Raw genomic sequence first — 21,562 nt, forward strand, 5'->3', positions numbered from 1 at the left:
CGCAGGCTCTGGTCTCCACCGAGCTTCTGGGAGGGAGCCACCATGAACACCGAGAAGATGCACCACGACCCCCAGCACGAGCGCTACCGCCGCGACGCCTCAGGGGCGCCCGACAAGGTCGGCACGAGCGCCCCGTCACAGGGGGGACTGGCATGAGCAGGATCCTGAAGACCCTGGCCGGGACCGCCGTCTTCACCTTGGGCTCCTTCGCCCTCGTGAACGCGGCCACGACCAGCCCCACCCTCGTCGGCGCCGACACCACCACCGCATGCGTCAGGCCATCGGGCTCGGCCACCCGCCAGCAGATCCTCGACTACACCGACTGCCGCGCCAACGAGCTGGCGGCCCGGATGCAGCAGGGCAGCACCCCGACCACGACCCAGCCGGCCCCCACGACCAGCCCCACGCCGACGCAGTCCCCCACCCCCACGCAGTCCCCCACCCCCACGCAGACCCCCACCCCCACGCAGTCCCCCACCCCCACGCAGACCCCGACACCGACGCAGAGCCCCACCCCGGCCCCGAGCAACGGCGCCTGGCCCGGCCCCGACAACACGGGCGTCCCCGCCGGCACCACGCTCACGCCGTACTCCGGCCCGTGCACGATCACGTCGAGCGTGACCATCACCGCCGTCGACGCGCTGGGCAAGTGCGACGCGATCACCATCAAGGCCCCCAACGTGGTCATCACCAAGTCGAACCTCCCGCGGGTCGACGCGACCAACGGCAGCAGTTACTCGGTCACCCTGACCGACGACAACGTGTCGGCCGGCCAGTGGTTCGACGGAGCGATCTGGGGCTCGAACATCACCGCCACCCGGGTGGAGGCGACCGGTGGCCAGCACAGCTTCCACTGCGACGACAACTGCACCGTCCTCGACTCCTGGCTGCACGACCAGTGGAACCCCGACGGCCAGAGCTTCCACAACAACGCCTTCATCTCCAACGGCGGCACGAACATGCTGGTGCGGCACAACACGCTGCACTGCACGTCGGGCTACAACTCCACCGACGGCGGGTGCACCGCTGACCTGTCGCTCTTCGGCGACTTCGGCCCGATCAGCCACGTCACCATCGACAACAACCTGTTCAAGGCCAACAACGTCAGCAACTCGTTCTGCCTGCACTCGGGCTGGAACCCGTCGAAGCCGTACGGCGACAACCCGACCTACATCCAGGTCACGAACAACGTCTGGGAGCGCGGCGCCAACAACAAGTGCGGCGTCTACGGCCCCGTGACCTCGTTCAAGTCGAGCGGCACCGGCAACACCTGGTCCAACAACACGTGGATCGACGGAGGGGTCGTCAACCCCGCCTGATCCCGGCGACACAGACAGCCCGGGCAGCGGCCGGACCACCCTCCAGCTGCTGCCCGGGCTGAGCCGCCTGAAGGTCAAATTCCCGGACCCCGGGCGTGTTCGTCCGGCTACCGGGGAGCGGGCCGTGTTCCATGGTGGCTCACGTCACAGTCCCCCGAGAACCGGCCGCGACCGCCCCTAAACTCGGCCGCTTGCGCCAGCGCCACCCGCCCCGGCGCGCCATCCGACCCTGTCCCCAACCCCAGTCCCTGAGCCTGTCCGGCATGCCCCGACGTCCTCACCGAAGGTTGCCCCCCATGAAACACACCTCCCTCGTCGCCGTCCTGAGCGCCCTCGCCTCGACCCTCGCTGCGCTCGCGCTGGCCAGCCCGTCCGCCGACGCCGCCAGCAGCACCGACCTCCAGAGCGCCGCCCCCACGACTGCCCGGGCCGCAGGTTGGCCCGGCCCCCACAACACCGGCGTCCCCGACGGCACGACGCTGCGCACCTACAAGGGCCCGTGCACGATCACCTCGACGCGCACCATCACGCGCGTCGATGCGACGACGAAGTGTGACGCCCTCCTCATCCGCGCACCGAAGGTGATCATCACCAAGTCGCTGCTCCCCCGCGTCGACGCCACCAGCGCCGGCTCGTCCTCGGTGACGTTGATCGACGACCGGGTCAAGGGCGGCCACTTCACCGACGGATCGATCTGGGGCTCCAACATCCACGCGCGACGCGTGAACGTCACCGGCGGCCAGCACACGTTCCACTGCGACGACAACTGCACCGTGCGCGACTCGTGGCTGCACGGCCAGTGGAATCCCGACGGCCAGGGGTTCCACAACAACGCCTTCATCTCCAACGGCGGCACCAACATGCTGGTCCGCCACAACACCTTGCACTGCACGTCGGGCTACAACTCCACCGACGGCGGGTGCACCGCCGACCTGTCGCTCTTCGGCGACTTCTCCCCGATCAGCCACGTCACGATCGACCACAACTACTTCGCGGCGAACAACGTCAGCAACTCCTACTGCCTCTACGGCGGCCACGACCCGAACAAGCCGTACGGCGACAACCCGACCTACATCACGGTGACCGACAACGTGTTCCAGCGCGGCCACAACAAGCAGTGCGGTGTCTACGGTCCCGTGACCGCGTTCCGTGACGGCGGCACCGGGAACACCTGGTCGGGCAACCACTGGAACGACAAGGGCGCCGTCCGCCCGTAGCACGCCCGGTCCCTGGCCCGCGGCAGGTCAGCCGCGGGCCACGGCCGTGATCGACTTGGTCAGGCCGGCGACCTTCTCGCGAAGGATGTCCGAGCGCGGGAAGTACGCCCGCAGCTCCGCGACGCCCACGAGCTCGGTCCACTGCACCTCCGACATCGCCGCGGCGGCGTCCGCGGGGCGGCTGTGGGCGAGCGGCCACACGGCCGACACCCGAGCGCGTGCGGCGATCGGCAGGAACTGGAGCATCGGGAAGAGCCAGTGCGGCTCGACCGGGAAGTATCGGTAGGGCGTCTGCACCCAGTGCCGGGGCGCGAGGGCATGCACCTCCGCAGCCAGCGCCGCGCGCTGGGCGTGGCCGCCGACGTGCTCGAGGAGCGAGTTCGAGAACACGAGGTCGAAGTCGGTGCCGGCCCTCGCATTGCGCAGGGCGGCGCGCGCGTCGCAGGCGTCCCCGGTCACGGGGTGCAGCCACGGCTCGTCGGACTCGCCGGGCTCGAAGAGGTTGACCACGGTCACGTCGGCGGGGCGGACCGGCGCCCGGCGCCACGCCTCGACGGTGCCGCCCAGGTCGACGACGCGCAGGGTCGCGAGGTCGGGGAAGAGCTGGTGCACCAACGCCCAGCGCTCGGCTCGCTTGCGTGCCCCGATCGACGTCGGCGCATCCACGAACCGGCTGCGCAGCCGTGGCGCCAGCCCTGCGATGACACTCATGTCCACTCCTGTCGTCGAGACCTCATGGCGTCAGGACCGACCCGTCGTCCCACGTGTTGTCGGCCCACCGGTTTCCCTCGCCGTCGCTGCGGAAGCTCGTGGCCGCGCCGTACGTGCCGCACGTGCCGGTCGGGCCACGCTCGAAGACGTTGTCGACGACCACGATCCCGGTCGAGGCCTCCCCGTACTTCTTCTCGGGGTTGTCGCCGAAAGAGCCGCAGTAGCCGCCCCGGCCGGCCAGGAACAGGTTGTCCTCGACGGTCACGTCGGTGACCGGCCCGAAGTCGCCGAACAGCGACAGGTCGGCGGTGCACCCGCCGTCGACCGCGTTGGCCCGGCGGTCGCAGGACAGCGCGTTGTGCCGCAGGACCATGTCGCTGCCGCCGTTGGAGATGAAGGCGTTGAGGTGCCGGGGCTCGTCCGGCGGCAGGCTCTGGGCGTGCAGCCAGGAGTCCTCGACCACGCACGTCCCCGAGCACTGGACGCTGTGCTGGCCGCCCCGCACGTCGACGCGGCGCAGCGTCATCGAGCCGAACGCGACGGCCCCACCGACCCAGGCACCCGCATCGATCGAGGTGTCCTCGACCACGACGGAGGCGGGTGGGTCCCCGATCTCGATGCGCCGGGTGGTGCTGTTGGTGATGTGCACCCCCGGCGCCCGGACCACGAGGTCGCACGCCACCTCCTTCGCGTCGATCTCCGTGCCGGGCTCGGTGATCACGCAGGGGCCGGTGTACGGCGTGAGCTCGGTGCCCGCCGGAACGCCGGTGCTGTCCGGTCCCGGCCAGGCCGACCGGTCGAAGCCCGTCGCCGCGGCGCCAGCCGGGCCGTCGGAGCCGGATGAGTGCACGGCCAGGAGGACCACGACCGCGACTCCGAGCGTCAGCACGGCCGGCACTGCCAGCAGCACCGGTCGCGAGCGCACGAGATCCGTGTCCACGTCAGGCCTGGCGCCCCACGGCGAGCTTGTGGTCGATGAAGGTCGCGAGGCTGCCCACGGTGTCGAAGACCTCACCGGTGAACTCCTCGTCGTCGATGACGAGGTCGAACCGGTCCTCCAGGGCCGCGGCCAGCTCGACGACGGCGAGCGAGTCGAGCTCGGGGATGCCCCCGAACAGTGTCGTCGCGGCGTCGAGTGAGGCGCGTCGCTCCTCGATCCCGAGGGTCGACACGATCACGTCCTTGACGCCTTCCAGCGTGGGGTCCTCAGCGCTCATGACTGCCTCTCGGTCGGGTCTGGGGTGGGGCCATCAGACGAGCACCTCCCGCGGTGCCGGGTGGCCCAGGAACGCGGTGGGACTCGCCGTGAGCCCGTAGGCGCCGGCCTGGAAGAGCACGACCAGGTCGCCCTCCTCGACCGCCGGCAGCGACACTTGCTTGCCGAGCAGGTCGAGCGGCGTGCACAGGCATCCCACGACGGTCACCGGCCCGACGGGCTCCTCGGTGACCCGGTTGCCCACGACGAGCGGGTAGTTGCGACGGATCACCTGGCCGAAGTTGCCGGAGGCGGCGAGCTGGTGGTGCAGGCCGCCGTCGACGACGGCGTACTGCTCGCCGCGCGACTCCTTGCGGTCCACCACCCGCGTGACGTAGACCCCGCTCTCGCCCACGAGGAAGCGTCCGAGCTCGATGACGGTGCGCACGTCGGGCAGCACGGGCCGGATCCTGGTCTCGAGCAGCTCCGCGAGGTTCTGCCCGATCGGCTCGAGGTCCAGGGGCTCGTCGCCCTCGACGTAGGGGATGCCGAACCCGCCACCCAGGTTGAGGTACGACGGAGGCTCGTCGGTCTGCTCGGCGAGCTTGAGCAACAGGTCCACCGTGCGCTGCTGGGCCTCGACGAGGATCTCGGCATGGAGGTTCTGCGACCCGGCGAAGAGGTGGAAGCCCTCGACCGCGAAGTCCCGCTCCGACATCCAGGTCAGCAGCTCGGGGACCGCCTCGACGTCCACCCCGAACTGCTGGGGGCCGCCTCCCATCCGCATGCCCGAGCCCTTGACGGCGAAGTCGGGGTTGACGCGGACCGCGGCCCGCGGCCGGACGCCGAGCCGCTCGCCGGCGGCCAGCAGACGACCGACCTCACCCAGTGACTCGATCTCGACGATGACGCCGGCGGCGACCGCCTGGGACAGCTCGGCCCCTGTCTTGCCGGGGCCCGCGAAGCTCACCTGGCCCGGCCGCATGCCGGTGTCCAGCGCCACGTGCATCTCCCCCGCCGAGGCCACGTCGAGGGAGTCCACCAGCCCGGCGAGGTGCTGCACCACGGCCGGCATGGGGTTCGCCTTCACGGCGTATCCCAGTTCAAGGCCGGGGGGCAGCATGTCGCGCAGGAGGCCGACCCGCTCGGTCATCAGGCGGCGGTCGTAGGCGAAGAACGGCGTCGAGCCCACTCGCTCGGCCAGGCGCGTCAGCGGGACGCCACCCACGGCGAGCTCGCCGCCGGCGGTCCCGAATGCGCCGGCGTGGCGATCCGGCGTCACGGCGTCACCTTGTCCCGGATCAGCGGGCGGTCGAACTTGCCGTTCGCCGAGCGCGGCATCTCGTCCCACTCCTGGACCTCCCCCGGCACCATGAACAGCGGCAGGGCCTGGCGAAGGGACTGCTGGACGGCCTCGACGTCGAGGCCCCCGGGGGCGGACGTCGTCACGACGAGGACGACCCGCTGGCCGAGCCGCTCGTCGGGTACGCCGACGGCGACGGCGTCGCGGACCAGCCCGGTCTCGTAGGCGGCCTCCTCGATCTCGGTGGGGCTCACCCGGTAGCCCGAGGTCTTGATCATGTCGTCGGTGCGGCCCACGAAGTAGAGGAACCCGTCCTCGTCGGCGACCACGGTGTCGCCCGACCAGACCGCCAGCTCGGGCGCCCGCCAGGGCTGATCGGCGCCCGGGACCGGACGGAACCTCTCGGCGGTGCGCTCGGCGTCCTGCCAGTAGCCCAGGGCGACGAGCGGTCCCCGGTGCACCAGCTCCCCCTCCTCGCCCGGCTCGCAGCGGGAGCCGTCGGGGCGCACGACCAGGATCTCGGCGTTGGGGATCGCGCGGCCGATGGAGTCGGGTCGACGGTCCACCTCGGCCGGGTCGAGGTAGGTCGAGCGGAAGGCCTCGGTCAGGCCGTACATCAGGAACGGCGCGGCCTGCGGGAAGATCCCGCGCAGCCTCTCCAGCGTCGACCGCGGCATGCGTCCGCCGGTGTTGGCGAAGTAGCGCAGCCGCGCCGCGGCCGCGTGCGGCCAGGCGTGCTCGGCCAGCTGGATCCAGAGCGGCGGGACGCAGGTGAGCCCGGTGACGCCGTGCTGCTCGCACAGCCGGACCACGTCGCCGGGGAAGAGGTAGTTCATCAGCACCAGGTGCGCACCCGCGGCCAGCGCCGTGGTCAGCTGGCTCAGGCCGGCGTCGAAGCTGAACGGCAGTGCCGCCAGGATCACGTCGTCGGCGTCGTTGCCGAGGTAGTGGCTCACGCTCTCGGCGCCCACGATGAGGTTGCGGTGGCTGAGCACGACGCCCTTGGGCCTCCCCGTGCTGCCGGAGGTGTAGAGGATCGCCGCCATGTCCAGGTCGACGCCGTGTGCCGGCCGCCGCCGCTCGCCCCGCAGCAGCTCCTCGAAGTCGTGGACGGCCACCCGGTCCCCGGACACCGCGCGGCCGGGACCGTCGGGCGCGGCATCGACGAGCACCACGTGCGCCAGGGCGGGCAGCCCGGCCAGGTGCTCGGCGAGCAGCAGCCACCGCTGCTCGGTGGTGACCAGGACGGTCACGTCGCAGTCGGCGAGGACGTAGGACACCTGGGGCGCCTTCAGGATGGGGTTCACCGGCACGAACACGCCGTCCGCGGCGGAGGTGCCGAGCAGGGCGACGACCGTCTCGATCCGCTTCTCCAGCACGATGGCGACCCGCTCGCCGCGGGCCAGCCCGAGACCGCTCAGCCCGCCCGCGAAGGCGAGCACGGACTCGGCCAGCGAGGCGTGGTCCAGCGTGACCTCCTTGAACGTCACGGCAGGGCGGGACCCCACGGTTCCCGCCTGCTCGATCAGGAGGTCGTGCAGCCGCGTTCTCATGCCCCCTCGCCCTTCACCGCTCTCCGTCACCAGGCCACGCAGGCCAGCTCGCTGTACAGGTAGTCGACCGACTCCGGGCGCAGTTCCCGGCTGCGGAACATCTTGGCTCGCGGTGTCGGCACCATGACCGACAACCGCGGCCGTATACCCACAATGCGGAGTTCTGCGAGCGTTGCGAGTGCACCGAGGTGCAGCAGGAGGCAGCGCCGAACCGGCATCGGGTGGGCGGCCAGGAGCTCGGGGTTGCCGACGTACAGCAGGGATGCGAAGAGCGGCAGGTTCTTGCGCCGGTCCCGACGCGCGACCACGTAGCAGTGCTCGCCGCCGGCCACCAGGACCAGGTGGTGGGCGGCTGCCGCCTCCCGGTGGTCCAGGAACAGCTGTCGCTCGTGCGGGTCGAGGAGGCCCTCGATCTCGTCGGCCCGGGTCACCACCCGGGCGCGGCTGCTCCGGGACGGCCAGGCGAGGTTGGGGACCACAGCGGTGGCGGTGTCGAGCCGGGTGAAGCCCAGCCGCTCGTTGAGCGCCACGACGTTGCCGCTCGGCGAGAGGTCGGTGAAGTCGAACTCGCGCTGGGCGAGGAGGGCGCGGAGCAGGCGAAGGCCCTGGGACCGGTGGCTGTCCAGCACGCACCACGCGCCCAGGTTGCAGAAGAGCCGCTGTTGCCCGTCGATCACCCGGCTGGAGTAGAAGGCGAGGTGGACCCCCACGACCTCGCCCCCGTCGTGCAGGAGGAAGCCGTGGTTGGGAGCCTCGAAGGTCCAGGGTGGCACCATCGCGGCCGCCCAGGCCTCGGGACTCACCCGGCGGTTGAGGTGCTCGTGCAGGAACTGCGCGACGCGTTCGACATCGGCCCGCCCGATCGGGGCGAGCTCCGTCGTGCCGCGCGCCAGCATGGCGCCACGGTACGGCGGGAGCCTGGTCACGGGCCGCCGAACCCGGAGATTGTTACGCTCCCCCCGAGCGCGCTGCGAGCGCACGAAGCTGGTGTTGGGGGGTGGCGATGGCCGGTCGAGCGGGCCTGTGCTTCCACGGCATCGGCGAGCCCCGGCGGACCCTCGAGCCCGGGGAGGCCCGCTACTGGATCGGCGTGGAGACCTTCCGCGCCGTCCTGGATCGCGTGGCCGCGATGCCCCGCACGCCGCAACCGGTCCGGATCACCTTCGACGACGGCAACGTCTCCGACGTCGAGACGGCGCTGCCGGAGCTCACCGCCCGCGGGCTGAAGGCCACCTTCTTCGTCCTCGCCGGCCGGCTGGACGAGCCAGGAAGCCTGTCGCGCGACCACGTCCGGACCCTGGTCACGGAGGGGATGGGCGTCGGCAGCCACGGGATGGACCACCGTCCCTGGGTCGGGATGGACGACGTCACCCGACGGCGGGAGCTGGTCGAGGCACGCGATCATCTCCGCGAGGTGACCGGCACCCCGATCGACGAGGCGGCGCTCCCGCTGGGCCGTTACGACCGGCGGCTGCTGCGCCAGCTGCGATCGCTCGGCTACCGCCACGTGCACACGAGCGACCGGGCGTGGGCACGCCCGGACGCGTGGCTCCAGCCACGGTTCAGCCTCCGGGACACCGACACGATCGAGAACGTCCACACGGAGATGCTCACCCGGCCCTCGTTCGCCCGCCGGGCCGAGCGCACCGCCGTGGGGTGGGTCAAGCGGCTCCGCTGACCGAGGTCAGACCCGCTCCAGCCACCTCGGTCCCCGCTCCGCCCTCAGCATCGCGGGCCGGAAGAGGACCCGGATGGCGGACCGGGAGATCTGGCTGCCGACGAGGGCACGCGTGCCCTCCCGGAGGACGAGTGCGAGCCAGAAGAACGTCGTCGGCGCGAGACCGTTGCGACGGCGGAAGAACAGCAGCCGGTTGGCCACGAGGAGCGACCAGAGCCGCGGCGAGGTGCCCGAGTCGCCCTCGAGGTGCGTCGCCGTGGCGGTGGGGACGTACCGGACACGCAGCCCGGCCTCGCGGGTGCGCAGGTGGAAGTCGACCTCCTCGGAGTAGAGGAAGAACGACTCGTCCCAGCCCCCGCAGCGCTGCCAGCACTGGGCGCTGATGAGCTGGGTCGACCCCTCGGCCCACTCGATGTCCGACGCCGACCGGTATCGCGCCGGGTCGGTCACGACCTCCCCCAACGCCCCGACCCGTCCCACCCGCGAGGCGCCGATCAGCGCGTCGCCGAATGCCCGCGGCAGGGTGGGTGCCCGGCGGATGGAGGTGATGACGTCACCACCGGCGTCCAGCAGCCGGGGAACCACGATCCCCACGCCCGGCTCGCGCAGCGCGGCCAGCAGCGTCGGGACGCACCCGGGCGTCAGCCGCACGTCGGGGTTCAGCGCCAGCACGGCGGTGTGCGGCCCGGCGACCGCGACCGCGGCGTTGATGCCCGCGGCGTACCCGGCGTTGCGGCCCATCTCGACCACCGTCGCTGCCGGGGCGAGCCGCCGGACCAGGTCGGCGCTGCCGTCGGTCGAGGCGTTGTCGGCGACGACCAGCTCGTAGGGGACGCCCGCCGTGCCGGCGTCCAGTGACTCCACGAGGCCGGGCAGCACGGCGCTGCTGTTGAAGCTGACCACGACCACCGCGACTCGCTCGGGACTCATGGTCAGGACCTGACCGGCCGCCCATTGCGGGCCGTGGCCGCGACGGCGACCCGGCGGCTCCGGCGGCTCCGGCGGCCGAGCAGGGCCCGGTCGGCCAGCAGGGTCAGCGACGTGACGACGACCAGACCGATCAGCAGGATGCCGGCGGCCGCGCGTGTGGGTCGACCGTTCGCGAGCAGCACTGGTGGATCCTGGGGGACCACGCGGGACGAGATCATGCGGGACGGCCCGATGCCGTCGGCAGCCTGGAGGTCGTAGAGCGTCCGGTCGATCCGCGCGACGGCCGACGTGCGTCGTGCCACGACGTCGTCCGGGGTCGGCCCCACCACCTGGACGGACAGGATGGGTGAGACGTAGTTGTAGTTCCACTGGCCGCCGGCGTTGGGGAGCGAGATCAGCGTCCCGTCACGCACGCCGCGACCCTCCAGGGGCACCCCCTCGCTCGTCGCCGCCTCCGGAGGGACCCCCGCGTTGACCTCGCGCTCGACCAGGCCGGCCATGGCGATGAGGCTCTCCTCGGGGCTGACCAGCGACGTCCCCTCGGCCAACGCCCCCTTCGGGCCGACGAGGATCACCTGCACCTCGGTCGTGTAGACACCCGGTCGGGACATCACGAGGACGGCGCAGACGGCGGACAGCACCAGGCCAGGGACCACGAGGTACCAGCGCCGCAGCAGTGTGAGGAGCACATCCGTCGACGTCACACGCCCACCATCCCTCGCGGCCCCGCGGCCCCTCGGGCCTCCGGCCGCACGTCCCCAAGGCTGGGGAGACGGACGGAACAACGGCACGAAGAGTTGGCGCCGAGAGAAGAATCGGGAGCGGCCTGTGGAATGCGCGGGCCTGGCCACACGAGGGGACGGCCGAACGTTGTATCTACGTGACGTGTTGATGAGCTGCCTGCGCCGTTGGCCGCTCCTGCTGGTCTTCCTGCTGGCCTCCGGCGGCCTCTGGTTCTTCGCGTTCACCCAGATCCCGCCGAGCTACGAGGCCAAGGCCTCTGTGGTGCTCGTGCCGCCGGTCAACACCGAGCTGCCCAACCAGAACCGCTACCTCGGGCTGGGTGGCCTCAAGCAGTCGGCCGACGTCCTGACCCGCTCGATGAGCTCGGAGGACGTCGCGAAGGAGATCAAGCAGGAGGCCCCCGGCGGGACCTACAAGATCGAGCCCGACTTCGCCACGAGCGCACCGATCCTGGTCGTGACCACCAAGAGCAGGTACCCCGACGCGGCCGATCGTGTGCTCGAGTCGGTGCTCAGCCGGATCCCCGACAACCTGCGTGCGCTGCAGGAGGCCGTGGACATCAAGCCCGCCAACCAGATCACCGAGATCCTGGTCGCGCACACCGACAAGCCGGACGTCGTCCAGAAGACCCGGATCAGGATCCTGGGCCTCCTCGGCGTGGTCCTCCTGGTCGGGAGCGGACTCACGGTCGGGGCCATCGACGGGCTCCTCATCCGCAGGCGGGCGTCCCGTGCGGCGAGGCGGCGCGAGGGTCTCCTGCCGCCGGCGACCTCGCCGCCGTACGACGACGGCCCCTCCGCCCGGCCGGCGTCCCGGCCGGCGATGCGGGTCCACAGCGAAGCGGTCCAGCGTCCCTCCCGGCAGCACTGACCCGGTCATGGCCGCGGAGTACCGCAAGAAGTCCTTGCCGCAGCACCTGGATGCCGTGACCTTCCTGACCGTCTTCCTCGTGTGCCTGGTCGGCATCGAGTCGCGCCTCGTGGTCGGCCCCTTGGGCGCCGCCGGGAGTCCGGCCAAGCTCGTGGCCTGCGTGGGGCTCTGCTGGTGGGCGTTCTACCACGTGCAGCGCACCCAGCCGCTGGGCTGGAGGTCGCAGCCGATCCGGATCTCCCTCCTCCTCCTGTTCCTCGCCTTCATGGCGAGCTACGTCGTCGCCATGTCGCGCCCCATCGACGCCGCCGAGGTCAGCACCGCCAACATCGGCCTGGTCAGCCTGCTCGCGTGGCTCGGCATCGCCCTCCTGGCCAATGACGGGATCCCCACGTTCGCCCGTTTCGCGGCGATGTCGGGACGGATCGTCGTGGTGGCGACCCTCCTCGCCCTCCTCGGCATCGCCCAGTTCGTCCTCCACGATCCGCTGATCCACTCGATCACGATCCCCGGCCTCACCTCCAACGTCCCGCTCGGGGGCCTGCTGTCCCGCAACGGCTTCGCCCGTCCGTCCGGGACCGCGCTGCACCCCATCGAGTTCGGCGCGGTGCTCACCACGGTCCTCCCGATCGCCATCGCCCGGGCCCGGTCCCGACTCCCCGAGCGGGCACTGGGCTCGTGGGCCAGCGTGGTCGTGCTGGCCTTCGGCGTCGTCGTCTGCGGCTCGCGGTCCGCGCTCCTGTGCGCCGTGGTCGGCTTGTTCGTGCTGGCGCTGGTCTGGCCGCCCCGCACCAAGCTCGTCGCGGCCGGCGGCGTGGTCGTCATGATGGCCGTGGTGGCCCTGAGCATCCCGGGGATGACGGGCACGATGTTCAAGCTCTTCTGGGACGCCGGCAACGACAACAGCTTCCGGTCGCGCACCGACTCCTACGCGATCGTGCAGGAGTTCTTCCTCCGCAGCCCGTGGCTCGGGCGGGGGTTCGGCACGTTCCTCCCGAGCTACCGCATCCTCGACAACCAGTTCCTCCTGCTCCTGATGGACGTCGGTGTCCTCGGCCTGCTGGCCTTCCTCGGCGTCCTCGGGGCGGCGGTCCTGTGCGGTCGGGCGGCCCGGCTCCACGCACCCGACCGGTTCACGCGCGAGCACGGCCAGGCCTACGCCGCCGCAACGGTGTCGGCCGGCGTGGGCATGCTGACCTACGACGGCCTCAGCTTCCCGATGGGTTCGGGGATGCTCTTCCTCGTGGTCGGCATGTCCGGTGCGCTGTGGCGGCTCGCCCGGACCCCCGACGCGCCTCCGCCACGTCACTCCCGGGCACTGGAGATCCCCCTGGTCCCGGTGAGGGCGCACCAGTGACCGCGCCTGCGCTCGTCGGCATCTGGGCCGGCCAGGACGTCGTCGTGCTCACGGCCGCCAACAGCTGGGACGAGACCCGGATGGCCGACCGCCAGCTCGCTGTCGCGCTCTCCGCCCACGCCCCGGTGCTGTACGTCGATCCCGCGTTGTCGGTCGTCGCGCGGGCGCGGATGCACGGCCTGCGGGGAGCCCGGGTCGGCGGGCACGTGCGGCAGGTGGCCGATCGCGTGGTCCGGCTGTCCCCCGAGGGTCTGCCGGCGGGCAGCAAGCGCGGCGTGGCCGACGTGAACCGAGCCGTCGTGGCCCACCAGGTCCGTCAGGCCCTCAGGACCACGGGCGGGACGGTCCGGGCCCAGCTCGAGGCGAACGTGCAGGCACCGACGATGGGCCGGGTCCCGGCGGGGAACCGGGTCTACTGGGCCCAGGACGACTTCGTGGCCATGGGGCCCCTCGTCGGGGTGAGCCCGCGGCTCCTGGCCCGGGGGGAGCGTCGCCTGGCCGCGGCGGCCGACGCGATCATCGCGGCCAACCCGACGGTCGCGGGCTCGCTCGAGGCCCCCGGCCGCGCGATCCACCTGATCCCGTTCGGCTGCGACGCCGGGCTCTTCGGGGGGCCTCCGCCGGCTCCGGACCCGGCCGTCGACCTGCCGCACCCGATCGCCTTCCTCATGGGCACCCTCAACGACCGGCTCGACGTCGCCTGCCTCCGGGCCGTGGTCGAGGCAGGTGTCTCGTTGTTGCTGGTGGGGCCGAGGAGCGGGCGCTTCGCGAGCCCGGCGTTCGACGCGCTCCTCGCCCGCCCGGACGTCCAGTGGACGGGGCCGCGCGCGTTCGAGGACCTGCCCGCGCTGCTGGCGCATGCCGACGTCGGGATCGTCCCCTACACGCACTCCCCGTTCAACGAGGGCAGCTTCCCCCTCAAGACGCTCGAGTACCTCGCGGCCGGTCTCCCCGTGGTCGCGACCGACCTGCCGGCGATCCGCTGGCTGGCCTCACCCCACGTGGAGGTCGCCGACCGGGCCGCCGACTTCGGCCGCACGGTGGCGCGGAGGGCGAGCCAACCCCGGGACACCGAGGCCGCCTGCCTCCGGCGGCGCTTCGCCGCCGGGCACAGCTGGCAGCACCGCGCCGTCGAGTTCGCCGAGGTGCTCGGTCTCTGAGCTGTCCCACGCCCGGCGGATGTCGCGCAGCTGGCGACGCATCCAGGGCCCGGTGGAGGCGGCGTAGACCGCGAGCGAGAGGGAGCCGGCGGCGACCAGCTGGCGCCAGCCCGGGTCCGTCAGCCCGCGCACCCCCAGCAGCGCGACGGCGACGAGCCCGGTCCCCAGGGCCGGCCGGGCGCACGCGCGCAGGAGGTGCCAGGTCGGTCCACCGCCGTGGCGGCGCACCGACCACAGCGCCAACGGGGAGACGGCCAGGAGCGCCACCACCGGCTGCGCCACGCCGGCTCCGACGATGCCGTCGGCGCGCACGGCCAGCAGCAGGGCGGGCACGAGGGTGGCGATCCACGTCAGCTGGATGGCCAACACCGCGCGCGACGCGCCCACCGCCGTGAGGTAGATGGTCAGGACGGTCATCAGGATGCGCACCGAGCCGAAGACCCCCAGGACCGCGAGGACGGGGGCCGCCGCGTGCCACGTCGGGCCGTAGACGGAGACCACCAGCGAGTCGGCCAGGACGAGGCAGACCAGGCTCACCGGCAGCGCGACGGCGGCGGCGAGCGCGAAGATCGAGGCCAGGCGGGCGGGCAGGTTGCGGCGGTCCCGGCGTACGTGGGCAAAGGCGGGCAGCGCCACCTCGTTGACCATCATGCCGAAGACGCTGACCGGCCAGCCGGCGACGTTGTAGGCGAGGGCGTAGAGGCCGAGGGACAGGGGGCCGAGCTCGCGACCGACGATGATGGAGTCCACGTTGGTGAGTGCGAAGGCGACGACACTGGCGCCCGCGAGAGGCAGGCAGTAGCGCAGGACCGCACGGGCCTCGCTGCGCCGCCACCCCGGCCGGAAGCGCGGCGTGATCATGAGGACGAGCACCACGCACGAGACCAGCTGCCCGCCCAGGCGGGACCAGGCGAGCCCGTCGGCGCCCCAGCCGCGTTCGGCCAGCACGATCACCGCCGCCGTGCTGACCGTGAAGTTGAGGACGTCCGCGACGAAGCGCTTGTCCTGCCGGAAGTCCCGCACGAGGATCCCGTACGGCACCGACGTGAGCCCGCCCACGAGCACGGTGAAGGACAGGATGCGGATGGCCGACGCCGCCTCCGGCGCCCCGAGGCTGGACGCGAGCGTGGGGGCTCCGACGAACATCAGCGTCGTGAGCACCGCGGACGACGCGATCGCGATGGTCAGGACGGTCGGGGCGATCGACTCGAGGCTGCGGTCGGCACGGACGATCGCCGCGCTCACCCCGAGGTCGCTGATGTTGCTGACGATGGCGTGCACGATCAGCGCGACCGCGAACACCCCGAACTGCTCGGGTGCGACGAGCCGGGCCACCACCACACCGACGGCGAACTGCGCGAGTCGCAGCACGAACGAGTTCAGGCTGGTCCACAGCGCCGCGTGCGCCATCCGGCGGCCCATCGGCGGCGGCGACTTCGCCGTCATACGCCAACCTGGTTCATCCGCCACCAGCGCAAGTGGTTGCGCAGGCGGTGGCGCGCCGCACGCGGGAGCCACGCTGACCGCGACCTGAGGGACGAGCACTCACCCAGCGCCAGGGTCCGTCCCCGGCCGGCGACGGGGGCCGGGACCAGCTCCTGCCACAGCTCGACGAGGTCGTCCACGACCCGGTCGTCGTGGCCCCGGGCCCGGGCGCTCACGATGAGGTCGAGTGCCTCGGCGGCCAGGGTCCGACGGGCCACCGCACCGAGGCCCGATCCGGAGAGGACCGGTCGCCCACCGTCGTCGAGGACGGCCCGGAACGCCGCCCACCGGTGGCGCAGGTCGATCGCGGCACCCTCCTGCTGATCGGCCCGGAACGTCCTGACGTGCATGTTGTCCTGGTGCTGGCGGTAGAGCGCCTGGTCGGGGCCGACGACGTAGCCCACGTCGGAGACGGCGGCCACCCGCATCCACATCTCCAGGTCGCCGGAGTGGGGCAGGTCGGCGCGGTAGCCCCCGACGGCGCGGAGCACCGACCCGCGCACGACCACCTCGGGCGACGCGATCACGTTGTGCGCGGTCCGGCAGCGAGCCCGGAGCCACGCCTCCCCCGGCCACACCACCCAGTGGCTGGCCTCGAGGCGCGGCGTCGGGGGCAGGCCGACGAAGTGCCGGGCCCGCCCGTAGGTGAACCCGACCCCCGGGTGCTCCGCCATCAGGGCCGCGGCACGCGTCAGCGCCCCCGGGGTCAGCAGGTCGTCCGCCGACACGAGCGCGACCCAGTCGCCCCCGGCCGCCTCCAGCCCGTCGTTGTACGTCGCGATGTGGCCCCGGTTGGTCCGGTGCCGGATCACGGAGATGCGCTCGTCGTCGCGGGCCAGGTCCTCGGCGACGTCGCCGCTGTCGTCCGGGGATGCGTCGTCGACCACGATGACCTCGACCGCCAGCCCGGGCTGGTCGAGCGCCGCCCGCACCGCGTCGGCGAGGTAGTGGCCGTAGCGGTAGCACGGAATCACGACCGAGGCCCGGCCCAGGTCCTCGTGGGGCACGACGGGGACCGCCCTCCCGCCGCTCCGGGAGAGCGCGAGCGCCAGCTCGGGGGCGACCATCACGCGGTCCCGTGGAGGGCACGCGCCAGGCTCGCGACCACGTGGTCCTGCTGGTCGTCGGTGAGGTGCGGGTGGAGCGGAAGCGACAGCAACCGCCCGGCGGCCGCCTCGGCGACCGGGAAGCTGCCGGGTCCCCGGCGCAGGCAGGCGTAGGCGCCGGTGAGGTGCACGGGCGTCGGGTAGTGCACGCCGGCGTCGACCCCGTGCTCCGCGAGCGCGGCGAGCGCCCGGTCCCGGTCCTCGACCCGGACGACGTAGAGGTGCCAGACGTGCGTGTTGCCCGGCGCCTCGACGGGCACCCGGACCCCGGGCACGTCCGCGAGCAGCTCGCCGTAGCGGGCGGCGAGCCGACGGCGTGCCTCGTTCCAGTGCGCCAGCCGTCGGAGCTTGGCGCGCAGGACGACGGCCTGCACCGTGTCGAGGCGGGAGTTGACCCCGATCTCGTCGTGGACGTACTTGCGCGGCGACCCGTGGGCCGCCAGGACCCGCACCCGGCGCGCGAGGTCGGGGTCGTCGGTGGTGACGGCTCCCGCGTCGCCGGCCGCGCCGAGGTTCTTGCCGGGGTAGAAGCTCGTCGCGGCGACCAGGCCGATCCCGCCGGCCGGGCGGCCGTGCTGCCGGGCCCCCTGCGCCTGCGCGGCGTCCTCGACGATGGGTACGCCGGCGGCGGACGCGATCGCCTCGAGACGCTCCATCGGCGCGACCTGGCCGTAGAGGTGCACCGGCACGATCGCCCGGGTCCTAGGGGTGACCGCCCGTTCGACCTGCGCCGGGTCGATGAGCAGGTGCTCGTCGTCGACGTCCACCAGCACCGGCACGGCGCCGAGTCGCGACACGGCCTCGGCCGTGGCGACGAACGTGTTGGCCGGCAGGACCACCTCGGCACCGGGCCGCACGCCGGCGACCCGCAGTGCGAGCTCGAGGGCGTCGGTGCCGTTGGCCACGCCGACGCAGTGCCGCACGCCGACGAAGCCGGCGTACTCCTGCTCGAAGCAGGCGACCTGCGGTCCTCCGATGAAGGCGCTGCTCGCGAAGACGTCGTCCAGGCCGGCGCGCACCTCGGCGGCGATCTCGACCTGCTGGGACGCGAGGTCCACCAGGGGGATCCTCATGCGGACCGCCTTCCGGTCCGGACCGGCATCGGGCGTGCCGGGACACCGACCCACGTCTCCCCGGCGGGCAGGTCCTCCAGCAGGACCGAGCCCATCCCGAGCGTCGCACCGGCACCGATGCTGAGCCCCTCGCGGACGGAGGCGTTCATGCCGATCCGGGCGCCGTGACCGACCCGCACCCCACCGCCGAGCGCGACACCGGCGCTGATCGTGGCGAAGTCGGCGACCCGGCAGTCGTGCGTGAGGGTCACGTTCGGCATCAGCACGACGTGGCGTCCGACGGTGACCGAGTCGGTCAGGACGACCCCCGCGAGCAGGATGCTGCCGACGCCCACCGAGCAGCTCTGGGGAACGTCGACATCGGGGTGCACGACCCGCGCGTAGCGGACGGTCCCCGTGCCCATCGCGGTCAGGCGGCGCACGATCGCCGACCGCGCTGCCCCGCTCCCGACGGCCACCACGACGGCGGCCTCCTCGAAGGAGAGCAGCCGCTCCAGCCCGCCGACCACGCAGGCGCCCGACACCCAGGCGCCCCAGGTGAGCGGGTCGTCGTCCAGGACCACGACCCGTCCGGTCTCGTCGCGGCCGTGCTCGACCGACAGCACCTCGCGGGCCAGCCCGCTCGCGCCGACGAGCACCAGCTCCGGTTGCGCGTTCACCGCGGCACCCCTGCGGTGCGCAGGACCTCGACGACGCGCGCGTGCTCGACCGGGGAGAGCTGGTGGAACAACGGCAGGATCAGCGTGTTCGAGGAGAGCCGGTCGGTGACCGGGAGCTCGCCCCAGCCGCAGTCGCGGTCGGCGTAGGCCGGCTGCCGGTGGGCCGCCATGATCCCGCGCCGGGCCGAGATGTCGGCCTCGGCGAGCAGCCGCATGAGGCCGTCCCGGCCGACCGGGTGACCGGGCAGGACCTCCACCCAGAACGACTGGAAGTTGCTGGTCCCCCAGGGCGGGTCGGCCACGCAGCGCAGCCCGGGGACCCCCCGCAGCTGCTCGGTGTAGCAGGCCGCGAGCTCGCGGCGCCGCCGGACGATCTCGGGCAGCCGGGACAGCTGGACCAGCCCCAGGGCCGCCTGCAGGTCGGTCATCCGGTAGTTGAACCCGACCTCGGCGTACTCCTCGGCGGGCGGCAGCACCGACGTGTGCCGGGCCGCGGCGGAGATGCTCATCGCGTGCTCGCGCAGCTGCCGCGCGCGGGCCGCCCAGTCGGCGCGCGTGGTCGTCAGCATCCCCCCCTCGCCGGTCGTCAGCAGCTTGCGCGGGTGGAAGGACCAGCAGGCGATCTCGGCGCCGGCACCCACCGGCCGGCCCTGGTACGTCGATCCCGCGCCGCAGGCCGCGTCCTCGACCACCACGATCCCGCGGGGGTCGCAGACGGCGCGGATCGGGTCCAGGTCGACCGGGACGCCGCCCTGGTCGACGACGATCACGGCCCGCGTGCGCGGGGTGATGGCGGCCCGGACCGCGTCCGCGGTCACGTTCCCGGTGGTCTCGTCCACGTCGATGAAGACGGGCCGCGCGCCGACGTACGTGGGTGCGTTGGCGGTGGCGATGAACGAGAAGGACGGGACGAGGACGTCGTCACCGGGCCCGATCCCGGCGACGACGAGTGCGAGGTGGAGGGCGGTGGTGCAGCTGGACGTGGCGACGGCGTACGGCGAGCCGACGGCGAGGCCGAAGCGCGCCTCGAACTCGGCCACGCGGGGGCCCTGGGCGACCCACCCGGAGGCGATGACCTCGGTGACCGCGGCGATCTCCTCCTCGCCGAGCCACGGCTGCATGACGTTGATCCGGCTCATGACAGCCCCGCGAAGGCTCGTCCGGCGGCGATCTCGCCGCGGAGCGGGCGCCACCACGCGACCAGCTGCCGCAGCCCGTCCTCGAGGCCCACCTGGGACTGGAAGCCGAGGTCGGCGCGGGCGGCGGTCACGTCGGCGAGCCGGCGCGACACGTCGTTGACCGCACGGGCCTCGGCGTGCTCGGGCTGGAGCTTGGACCCCATGACCCGGAGCAGGGCCGCGGCCAGCTCGGCCAGGGTCGTCTCGGTGCCGCTCCCCACGTTGTAGGCGCCTTCGACGACGTCGGACTCGGCGGCGAGCACGTTGGCGCGGGCCACGTCGGTGGTGAAGACGAGGTCCATGGACTGGCTGCCGTCACCGAAGATCACCGGTGCGAGGCCGTCGTCGATGTGCTCCATCCAGCGGACCAGCACCTCGGTGTAGCGGCCGTGCACGTCCATCCGCGGGCCGTAGACGTTGAAGTAGCGCAGCAGCACGTGGTCCAGGCCGTTCATGGCCCGGAAGCTGCGGAGCAGCCCCTCGTTGAACGACTTGGCCGCGCCGTAGAGCGTGTCGGCGTTGTGGTGGTGGTGGCGCTCGCCCGTGGGGAACTCCTCGGCCATCCCGTAGACCGAGGCCGAGGAGGCGGCGACCAGCTTGGAGACACCGCCCGCGACGGCGGCCTCGACGACGTTGAAGGTGCCGCCGACGAGGACGTCCAGGGCCAAGCGCGGCTCCTCGGCGCACTGGGTGATCCGGATCGCCGCCTGGTGGAACACGACGTCCTTGCCGCGCACGAGGTCGTGGACCAGGTCGCGGTCGCGGATGTCGCCCTCGATGACGTCGACCCGGCCGGAGGCCCGCGCGCCGTCGAGGTTGACGTGGCGGCCGCGGACGAAGTTGTCCAGCACGGTCACGTGGTCGACACCGGCCTCGACGAGCTGGTCGACCAGGGTCGAGCCGATCGTGCCGGCCCCGCCCGTCACCAGCACATGCGCGCCGGCCAGCCGGCCGCTCACACCCGCTCCAGCCACGAGTCGGTGGTGGAGACGTCGACGAGCGCGCCTCCGGCGGCGGTGCTGGCGGCCACCGCCTCGAGCACGGACAGCACCCGCAGCCCCGCGGCCCCGTCGGTGCGTGGTCGCCGCCCTTCGCGGATGCTGGCCGCGAGCTCGGTGACCATCGCGCCGAGCGCCTCGCGCTCGGGCAGCGCCGGCGCCCACGTGTCGCCGAGGCGGTAGGAGATCTGGCTCTGGTCACGGTCGGCGGCGTCCACCGACTGCTGCACCAGGTCCACGCCGCGGTCGTAGACGCTGAGCCGCTGCTGGGGGTTGAGGTCGTCCCACACGAGGGTCCGCCGGGTCCCGGCCACCACCATCTGGCGGATCTTGGTGGGGCTGAGCCAGTTGACGTGCACGTGCGCGATCGCGCCGTCCGCCAGGGGCAGGGTCAGGTAGCCCACGCAGGCCTTGCCGGCCGCGATCGGGTCGGCGCCCTGGGCCGCGACCCCGGTGGGCCGCAGCCCGCCGGGGAGGATGAAGTCGAGGATCGACAGGTCGTGCGGCGCGAGGTCCCAGAAGACGTCGACGTCGGGCTGGACGAGCCCGAGGTTGATCCGCACGGAGTCGACGAAGAGCACGTCGCCCAGCTCGCCGGCCTCGATCAGCTCGCGCATCCGGAGCACGGCCGGGGTGTAGCAGTAGGTGTGGTCCGTCATCAGGACCAGCCCCTGGGCCCGGGCCTCGGTGACCATCAGGCGTGCCGCCGCGCTCGAGTGGGCCAGCGGCTTCTCCACCAGCACGTGCTTGCCCGCCCGCAGCGCCGAGAGCGCGAGCGTGCCGTGCGTGCCGGCCGGGGTCGCGATCGCGACCGCGTCGACGTCGCTGCGCGCGAGCACATCGGTCAGGTCCCCCGTCACCAGCACCTCGCGGCTGCCCCCGACCACGCGCCGGGCGCGTTCCAGGTCGCGGTCGCACACCGCGACCAGCTCCCACTCCTCGCTCGCACGGAAGTTGCGGACCAGGTTGGGCCCCCAGTAGCCCGCCCCGACCACGGCCACCCCGAGCCGTCGTGTTGTTGTCATG

At 72.6% G+C, this 21,562-nt stretch carries 20 protein-coding genes and 1 pseudogene; 6 read left to right on the plus strand and 15 right to left on the minus strand.

Annotated elements, in window-relative coordinates; all coding sequences use genetic code 11:
• The first annotated feature begins 152 nt into the window (after positions 1 to 152).
• On the plus strand, positions 153 to 1,319 hold the full coding sequence (locus tag EJF31_RS21940) for a hypothetical protein (RefSeq protein ID WP_185736320.1): 1,167 nt from the start codon (positions 153 to 155) through the stop codon (positions 1,317 to 1,319).
• 296 nt (positions 1,320 to 1,615) lie between these two features.
• Complete coding sequence (locus tag EJF31_RS16485; protein ID WP_125038218.1) at positions 1,616 to 2,536, plus strand: hypothetical protein; 921 nt, start codon at positions 1,616 to 1,618, stop codon at positions 2,534 to 2,536.
• Between the two features lie 27 nt (positions 2,537 to 2,563).
• On the opposite strand, the gene EJF31_RS16490 is transcribed toward EJF31_RS16485, so the two are convergent.
• The 6 genes from EJF31_RS16490 to EJF31_RS16515 are packed head-to-tail and all read right to left on the minus strand — an operon-like array spanning position 2,564 to position 8,194.
• Positions 2,564 to 3,247 (minus strand): methyltransferase type 11, encoded by a 684-nt coding sequence (locus EJF31_RS16490; protein WP_125038219.1) that lies wholly within the window; start codon positions 3,245 to 3,247, stop codon positions 2,564 to 2,566.
• 22 nt (positions 3,248 to 3,269) lie between these two features.
• Positions 3,270 to 4,187 (minus strand): hypothetical protein, encoded by a 918-nt coding sequence (locus EJF31_RS16495; RefSeq protein WP_125038220.1) that lies wholly within the window; start codon positions 4,185 to 4,187, stop codon positions 3,270 to 3,272.
• A gap of 1 nt (position 4,188) precedes the next feature.
• Positions 4,189 to 4,464: an acyl carrier protein gene (locus tag EJF31_RS16500; protein WP_125038221.1), complete on the minus strand. Its 276-nt coding sequence runs from the start codon at positions 4,462 to 4,464 to the stop codon at positions 4,189 to 4,191.
• 33 nt (positions 4,465 to 4,497) lie between these two features.
• Positions 4,498 to 5,724 (minus strand): pyridoxal-dependent decarboxylase, exosortase A system-associated, encoded by a 1,227-nt coding sequence (locus EJF31_RS16505; RefSeq protein ID WP_125038222.1) that lies wholly within the window; start codon positions 5,722 to 5,724, stop codon positions 4,498 to 4,500.
• Positions 5,721 to 7,298: an acyl-CoA ligase (AMP-forming), exosortase A system-associated gene (locus tag EJF31_RS16510; protein ID WP_125038223.1), complete on the minus strand. Its 1,578-nt coding sequence runs from the start codon at positions 7,296 to 7,298 to the stop codon at positions 5,721 to 5,723. Before EJF31_RS16510 ends, EJF31_RS16505 begins: the two co-directional genes overlap by 4 nt.
• A gap of 26 nt (positions 7,299 to 7,324) precedes the next feature.
• Positions 7,325 to 8,194, minus strand: coding sequence for a hypothetical protein (locus EJF31_RS16515; RefSeq protein ID WP_125038224.1), 870 nt, complete (start codon positions 8,192 to 8,194; stop codon positions 7,325 to 7,327).
• Between the two features lie 107 nt (positions 8,195 to 8,301).
• Between EJF31_RS16515 and EJF31_RS16520 the strand changes: the two genes are divergently transcribed.
• Positions 8,302 to 8,976: a polysaccharide deacetylase family protein gene (locus tag EJF31_RS16520; protein WP_125038225.1), complete on the plus strand. Its 675-nt coding sequence runs from the start codon at positions 8,302 to 8,304 to the stop codon at positions 8,974 to 8,976.
• 6 nt (positions 8,977 to 8,982) lie between these two features.
• Here EJF31_RS16520 and EJF31_RS16525 read toward each other — a convergent pair whose 3' ends face one another.
• Both EJF31_RS16525 and EJF31_RS16530 read right to left on the minus strand, forming a co-directional pair.
• Positions 8,983 to 9,906: a glycosyltransferase family 2 protein gene (locus EJF31_RS16525; RefSeq protein WP_125038226.1), complete on the minus strand. Its 924-nt coding sequence runs from the start codon at positions 9,904 to 9,906 to the stop codon at positions 8,983 to 8,985.
• A gap of 2 nt (positions 9,907 to 9,908) precedes the next feature.
• Positions 9,909 to 10,610, minus strand: coding sequence for a hypothetical protein (locus tag EJF31_RS16530; RefSeq protein WP_125038227.1), 702 nt, complete (start codon positions 10,608 to 10,610; stop codon positions 9,909 to 9,911).
• 187 nt (positions 10,611 to 10,797) lie between these two features.
• Here EJF31_RS16530 and EJF31_RS16535 point away from each other — a divergent pair, with 187 nt between their 5' ends.
• The 3 genes from EJF31_RS16535 to EJF31_RS22415 are packed head-to-tail and all read left to right on the plus strand — an operon-like array spanning position 10,798 to position 14,037.
• Complete coding sequence (locus EJF31_RS16535; protein ID WP_125038228.1) at positions 10,798 to 11,520, plus strand: hypothetical protein; 723 nt, start codon at positions 10,798 to 10,800, stop codon at positions 11,518 to 11,520.
• Positions 11,521 to 11,527: 7 nt separating this feature from the next.
• Complete coding sequence (locus EJF31_RS16540; protein ID WP_125038229.1) at positions 11,528 to 12,877, plus strand: O-antigen ligase; 1,350 nt, start codon at positions 11,528 to 11,530, stop codon at positions 12,875 to 12,877.
• Positions 12,874 to 14,037 carry a glycosyltransferase gene (locus EJF31_RS22415; RefSeq protein ID WP_125038230.1) on the plus strand — a complete coding sequence of 388 codons (1,164 nt, stop codon included), beginning with the start codon at positions 12,874 to 12,876 and terminating at the stop codon, positions 14,035 to 14,037. The genes EJF31_RS16540 and EJF31_RS22415 overlap by 4 nt, the downstream gene beginning before the upstream one ends.
• Before the next feature lie 471 nt (positions 14,038 to 14,508).
• Here EJF31_RS22415 and EJF31_RS22420 read toward each other — a convergent pair.
• The 7 genes and pseudogenes from EJF31_RS22420 to EJF31_RS16580 all read right to left on the minus strand — a co-directional run.
• A pseudogene (locus EJF31_RS22420) lies at positions 14,509 to 15,483 on the minus strand (oligosaccharide flippase family protein); the annotation flags it as partial.
• Positions 15,480 to 16,589, minus strand: a complete 1,110-nt coding sequence (locus EJF31_RS16555) for a glycosyltransferase family 2 protein (RefSeq protein WP_260430937.1) — start codon at positions 16,587 to 16,589, stop codon at positions 15,480 to 15,482. The gene EJF31_RS16555 and the pseudogene EJF31_RS22420, both read right to left, overlap by 4 nt.
• Complete coding sequence (locus tag EJF31_RS16560; protein WP_125038233.1) at positions 16,589 to 17,701, minus strand: DegT/DnrJ/EryC1/StrS aminotransferase family protein; 1,113 nt, start codon at positions 17,699 to 17,701, stop codon at positions 16,589 to 16,591. The genes EJF31_RS16555 and EJF31_RS16560 overlap by 1 nt, the downstream gene beginning before the upstream one ends.
• Entirely contained in the window at positions 17,698 to 18,360 is a 663-nt protein-coding gene (locus EJF31_RS16565; protein ID WP_125038234.1) for a NeuD/PglB/VioB family sugar acetyltransferase, read from the minus strand. Before EJF31_RS16565 ends, EJF31_RS16560 begins: the two co-directional genes overlap by 4 nt.
• Complete coding sequence (locus tag EJF31_RS16570) at positions 18,357 to 19,499, minus strand: DegT/DnrJ/EryC1/StrS aminotransferase family protein (RefSeq protein ID WP_125038235.1); 1,143 nt, start codon at positions 19,497 to 19,499, stop codon at positions 18,357 to 18,359. Before EJF31_RS16570 ends, EJF31_RS16565 begins: the two co-directional genes overlap by 4 nt.
• Positions 19,496 to 20,497, minus strand: coding sequence for an SDR family NAD(P)-dependent oxidoreductase (locus tag EJF31_RS16575; RefSeq protein ID WP_125038236.1), 1,002 nt, complete (start codon positions 20,495 to 20,497; stop codon positions 19,496 to 19,498). Before EJF31_RS16575 ends, EJF31_RS16570 begins: the two co-directional genes overlap by 4 nt.
• The gene (locus EJF31_RS16580; RefSeq protein ID WP_125038237.1) at positions 20,494 to 21,561 is read right to left on the minus strand and encodes a Gfo/Idh/MocA family protein; all 1,068 of its coding nucleotides are present in this window, start codon (positions 21,559 to 21,561) and stop codon (positions 20,494 to 20,496) included. Before EJF31_RS16580 ends, EJF31_RS16575 begins: the two co-directional genes overlap by 4 nt.
• Position 21,562 lies beyond the last annotated feature (1 nt).

The sequence above is a fragment of the Nocardioides sp. LS1 genome, assembly GCF_003865225.1.
Lineage (GTDB): Bacteria > Actinomycetota > Actinomycetes > Propionibacteriales > Nocardioidaceae > Nocardioides > Nocardioides ginsengisegetis.

Bases quoted from the DNA above. Each gene is read 5' to 3' on its own strand.
- EJF31_RS16485 (WP_125038218.1), top strand. From the start codon at position 1,616: ATGAAACACACCTCCCTCGTCGCCGTCCTGAGCGCCCTCGCCTCGACC.
- EJF31_RS16510 (WP_125038223.1), bottom strand. From the start codon at position 7,298: ATGAGAACGCGGCTGCACGACCTCCTGATCGAGCAGGCGGGAACCGTG.
- EJF31_RS16515 (WP_125038224.1), bottom strand. From the start codon at position 8,194: ATGCTGGCGCGCGGCACGACGGAGCTCGCCCCGATCGGGCGGGCCGAT.
- EJF31_RS16540 (WP_125038229.1), top strand. From the start codon at position 11,528: ATGGCCGCGGAGTACCGCAAGAAGTCCTTGCCGCAGCACCTGGATGCC.
- EJF31_RS16520 (WP_125038225.1), top strand. From the start codon at position 8,302: ATGGCCGGTCGAGCGGGCCTGTGCTTCCACGGCATCGGCGAGCCCCGG.
- EJF31_RS16570 (WP_125038235.1), bottom strand. From the start codon at position 19,499: ATGAGCCGGATCAACGTCATGCAGCCGTGGCTCGGCGAGGAGGAGATC.
- EJF31_RS16535 (WP_125038228.1), top strand. From the start codon at position 10,798: ATGAGCTGCCTGCGCCGTTGGCCGCTCCTGCTGGTCTTCCTGCTGGCC.
- EJF31_RS16580 (WP_125038237.1), bottom strand. From the start codon at position 21,561: ATGACAACAACACGACGGCTCGGGGTGGCCGTGGTCGGGGCGGGCTAC.
- EJF31_RS16500 (WP_125038221.1), bottom strand. From the start codon at position 4,464: ATGAGCGCTGAGGACCCCACGCTGGAAGGCGTCAAGGACGTGATCGTG.
- EJF31_RS16560 (WP_125038233.1), bottom strand. From the start codon at position 17,701: ATGAGGATCCCCCTGGTGGACCTCGCGTCCCAGCAGGTCGAGATCGCC.
- EJF31_RS16555 (WP_260430937.1), bottom strand. From the start codon at position 16,589: ATGGTCGCCCCCGAGCTGGCGCTCGCGCTCTCCCGGAGCGGCGGGAGG.
- EJF31_RS16525 (WP_125038226.1), bottom strand. From the start codon at position 9,906: ATGAGTCCCGAGCGAGTCGCGGTGGTCGTGGTCAGCTTCAACAGCAGC.
- EJF31_RS21940 (WP_185736320.1), top strand. From the start codon at position 153: ATGAGCAGGATCCTGAAGACCCTGGCCGGGACCGCCGTCTTCACCTTG.
- EJF31_RS16490 (WP_125038219.1), bottom strand. From the start codon at position 3,247: ATGAGTGTCATCGCAGGGCTGGCGCCACGGCTGCGCAGCCGGTTCGTG.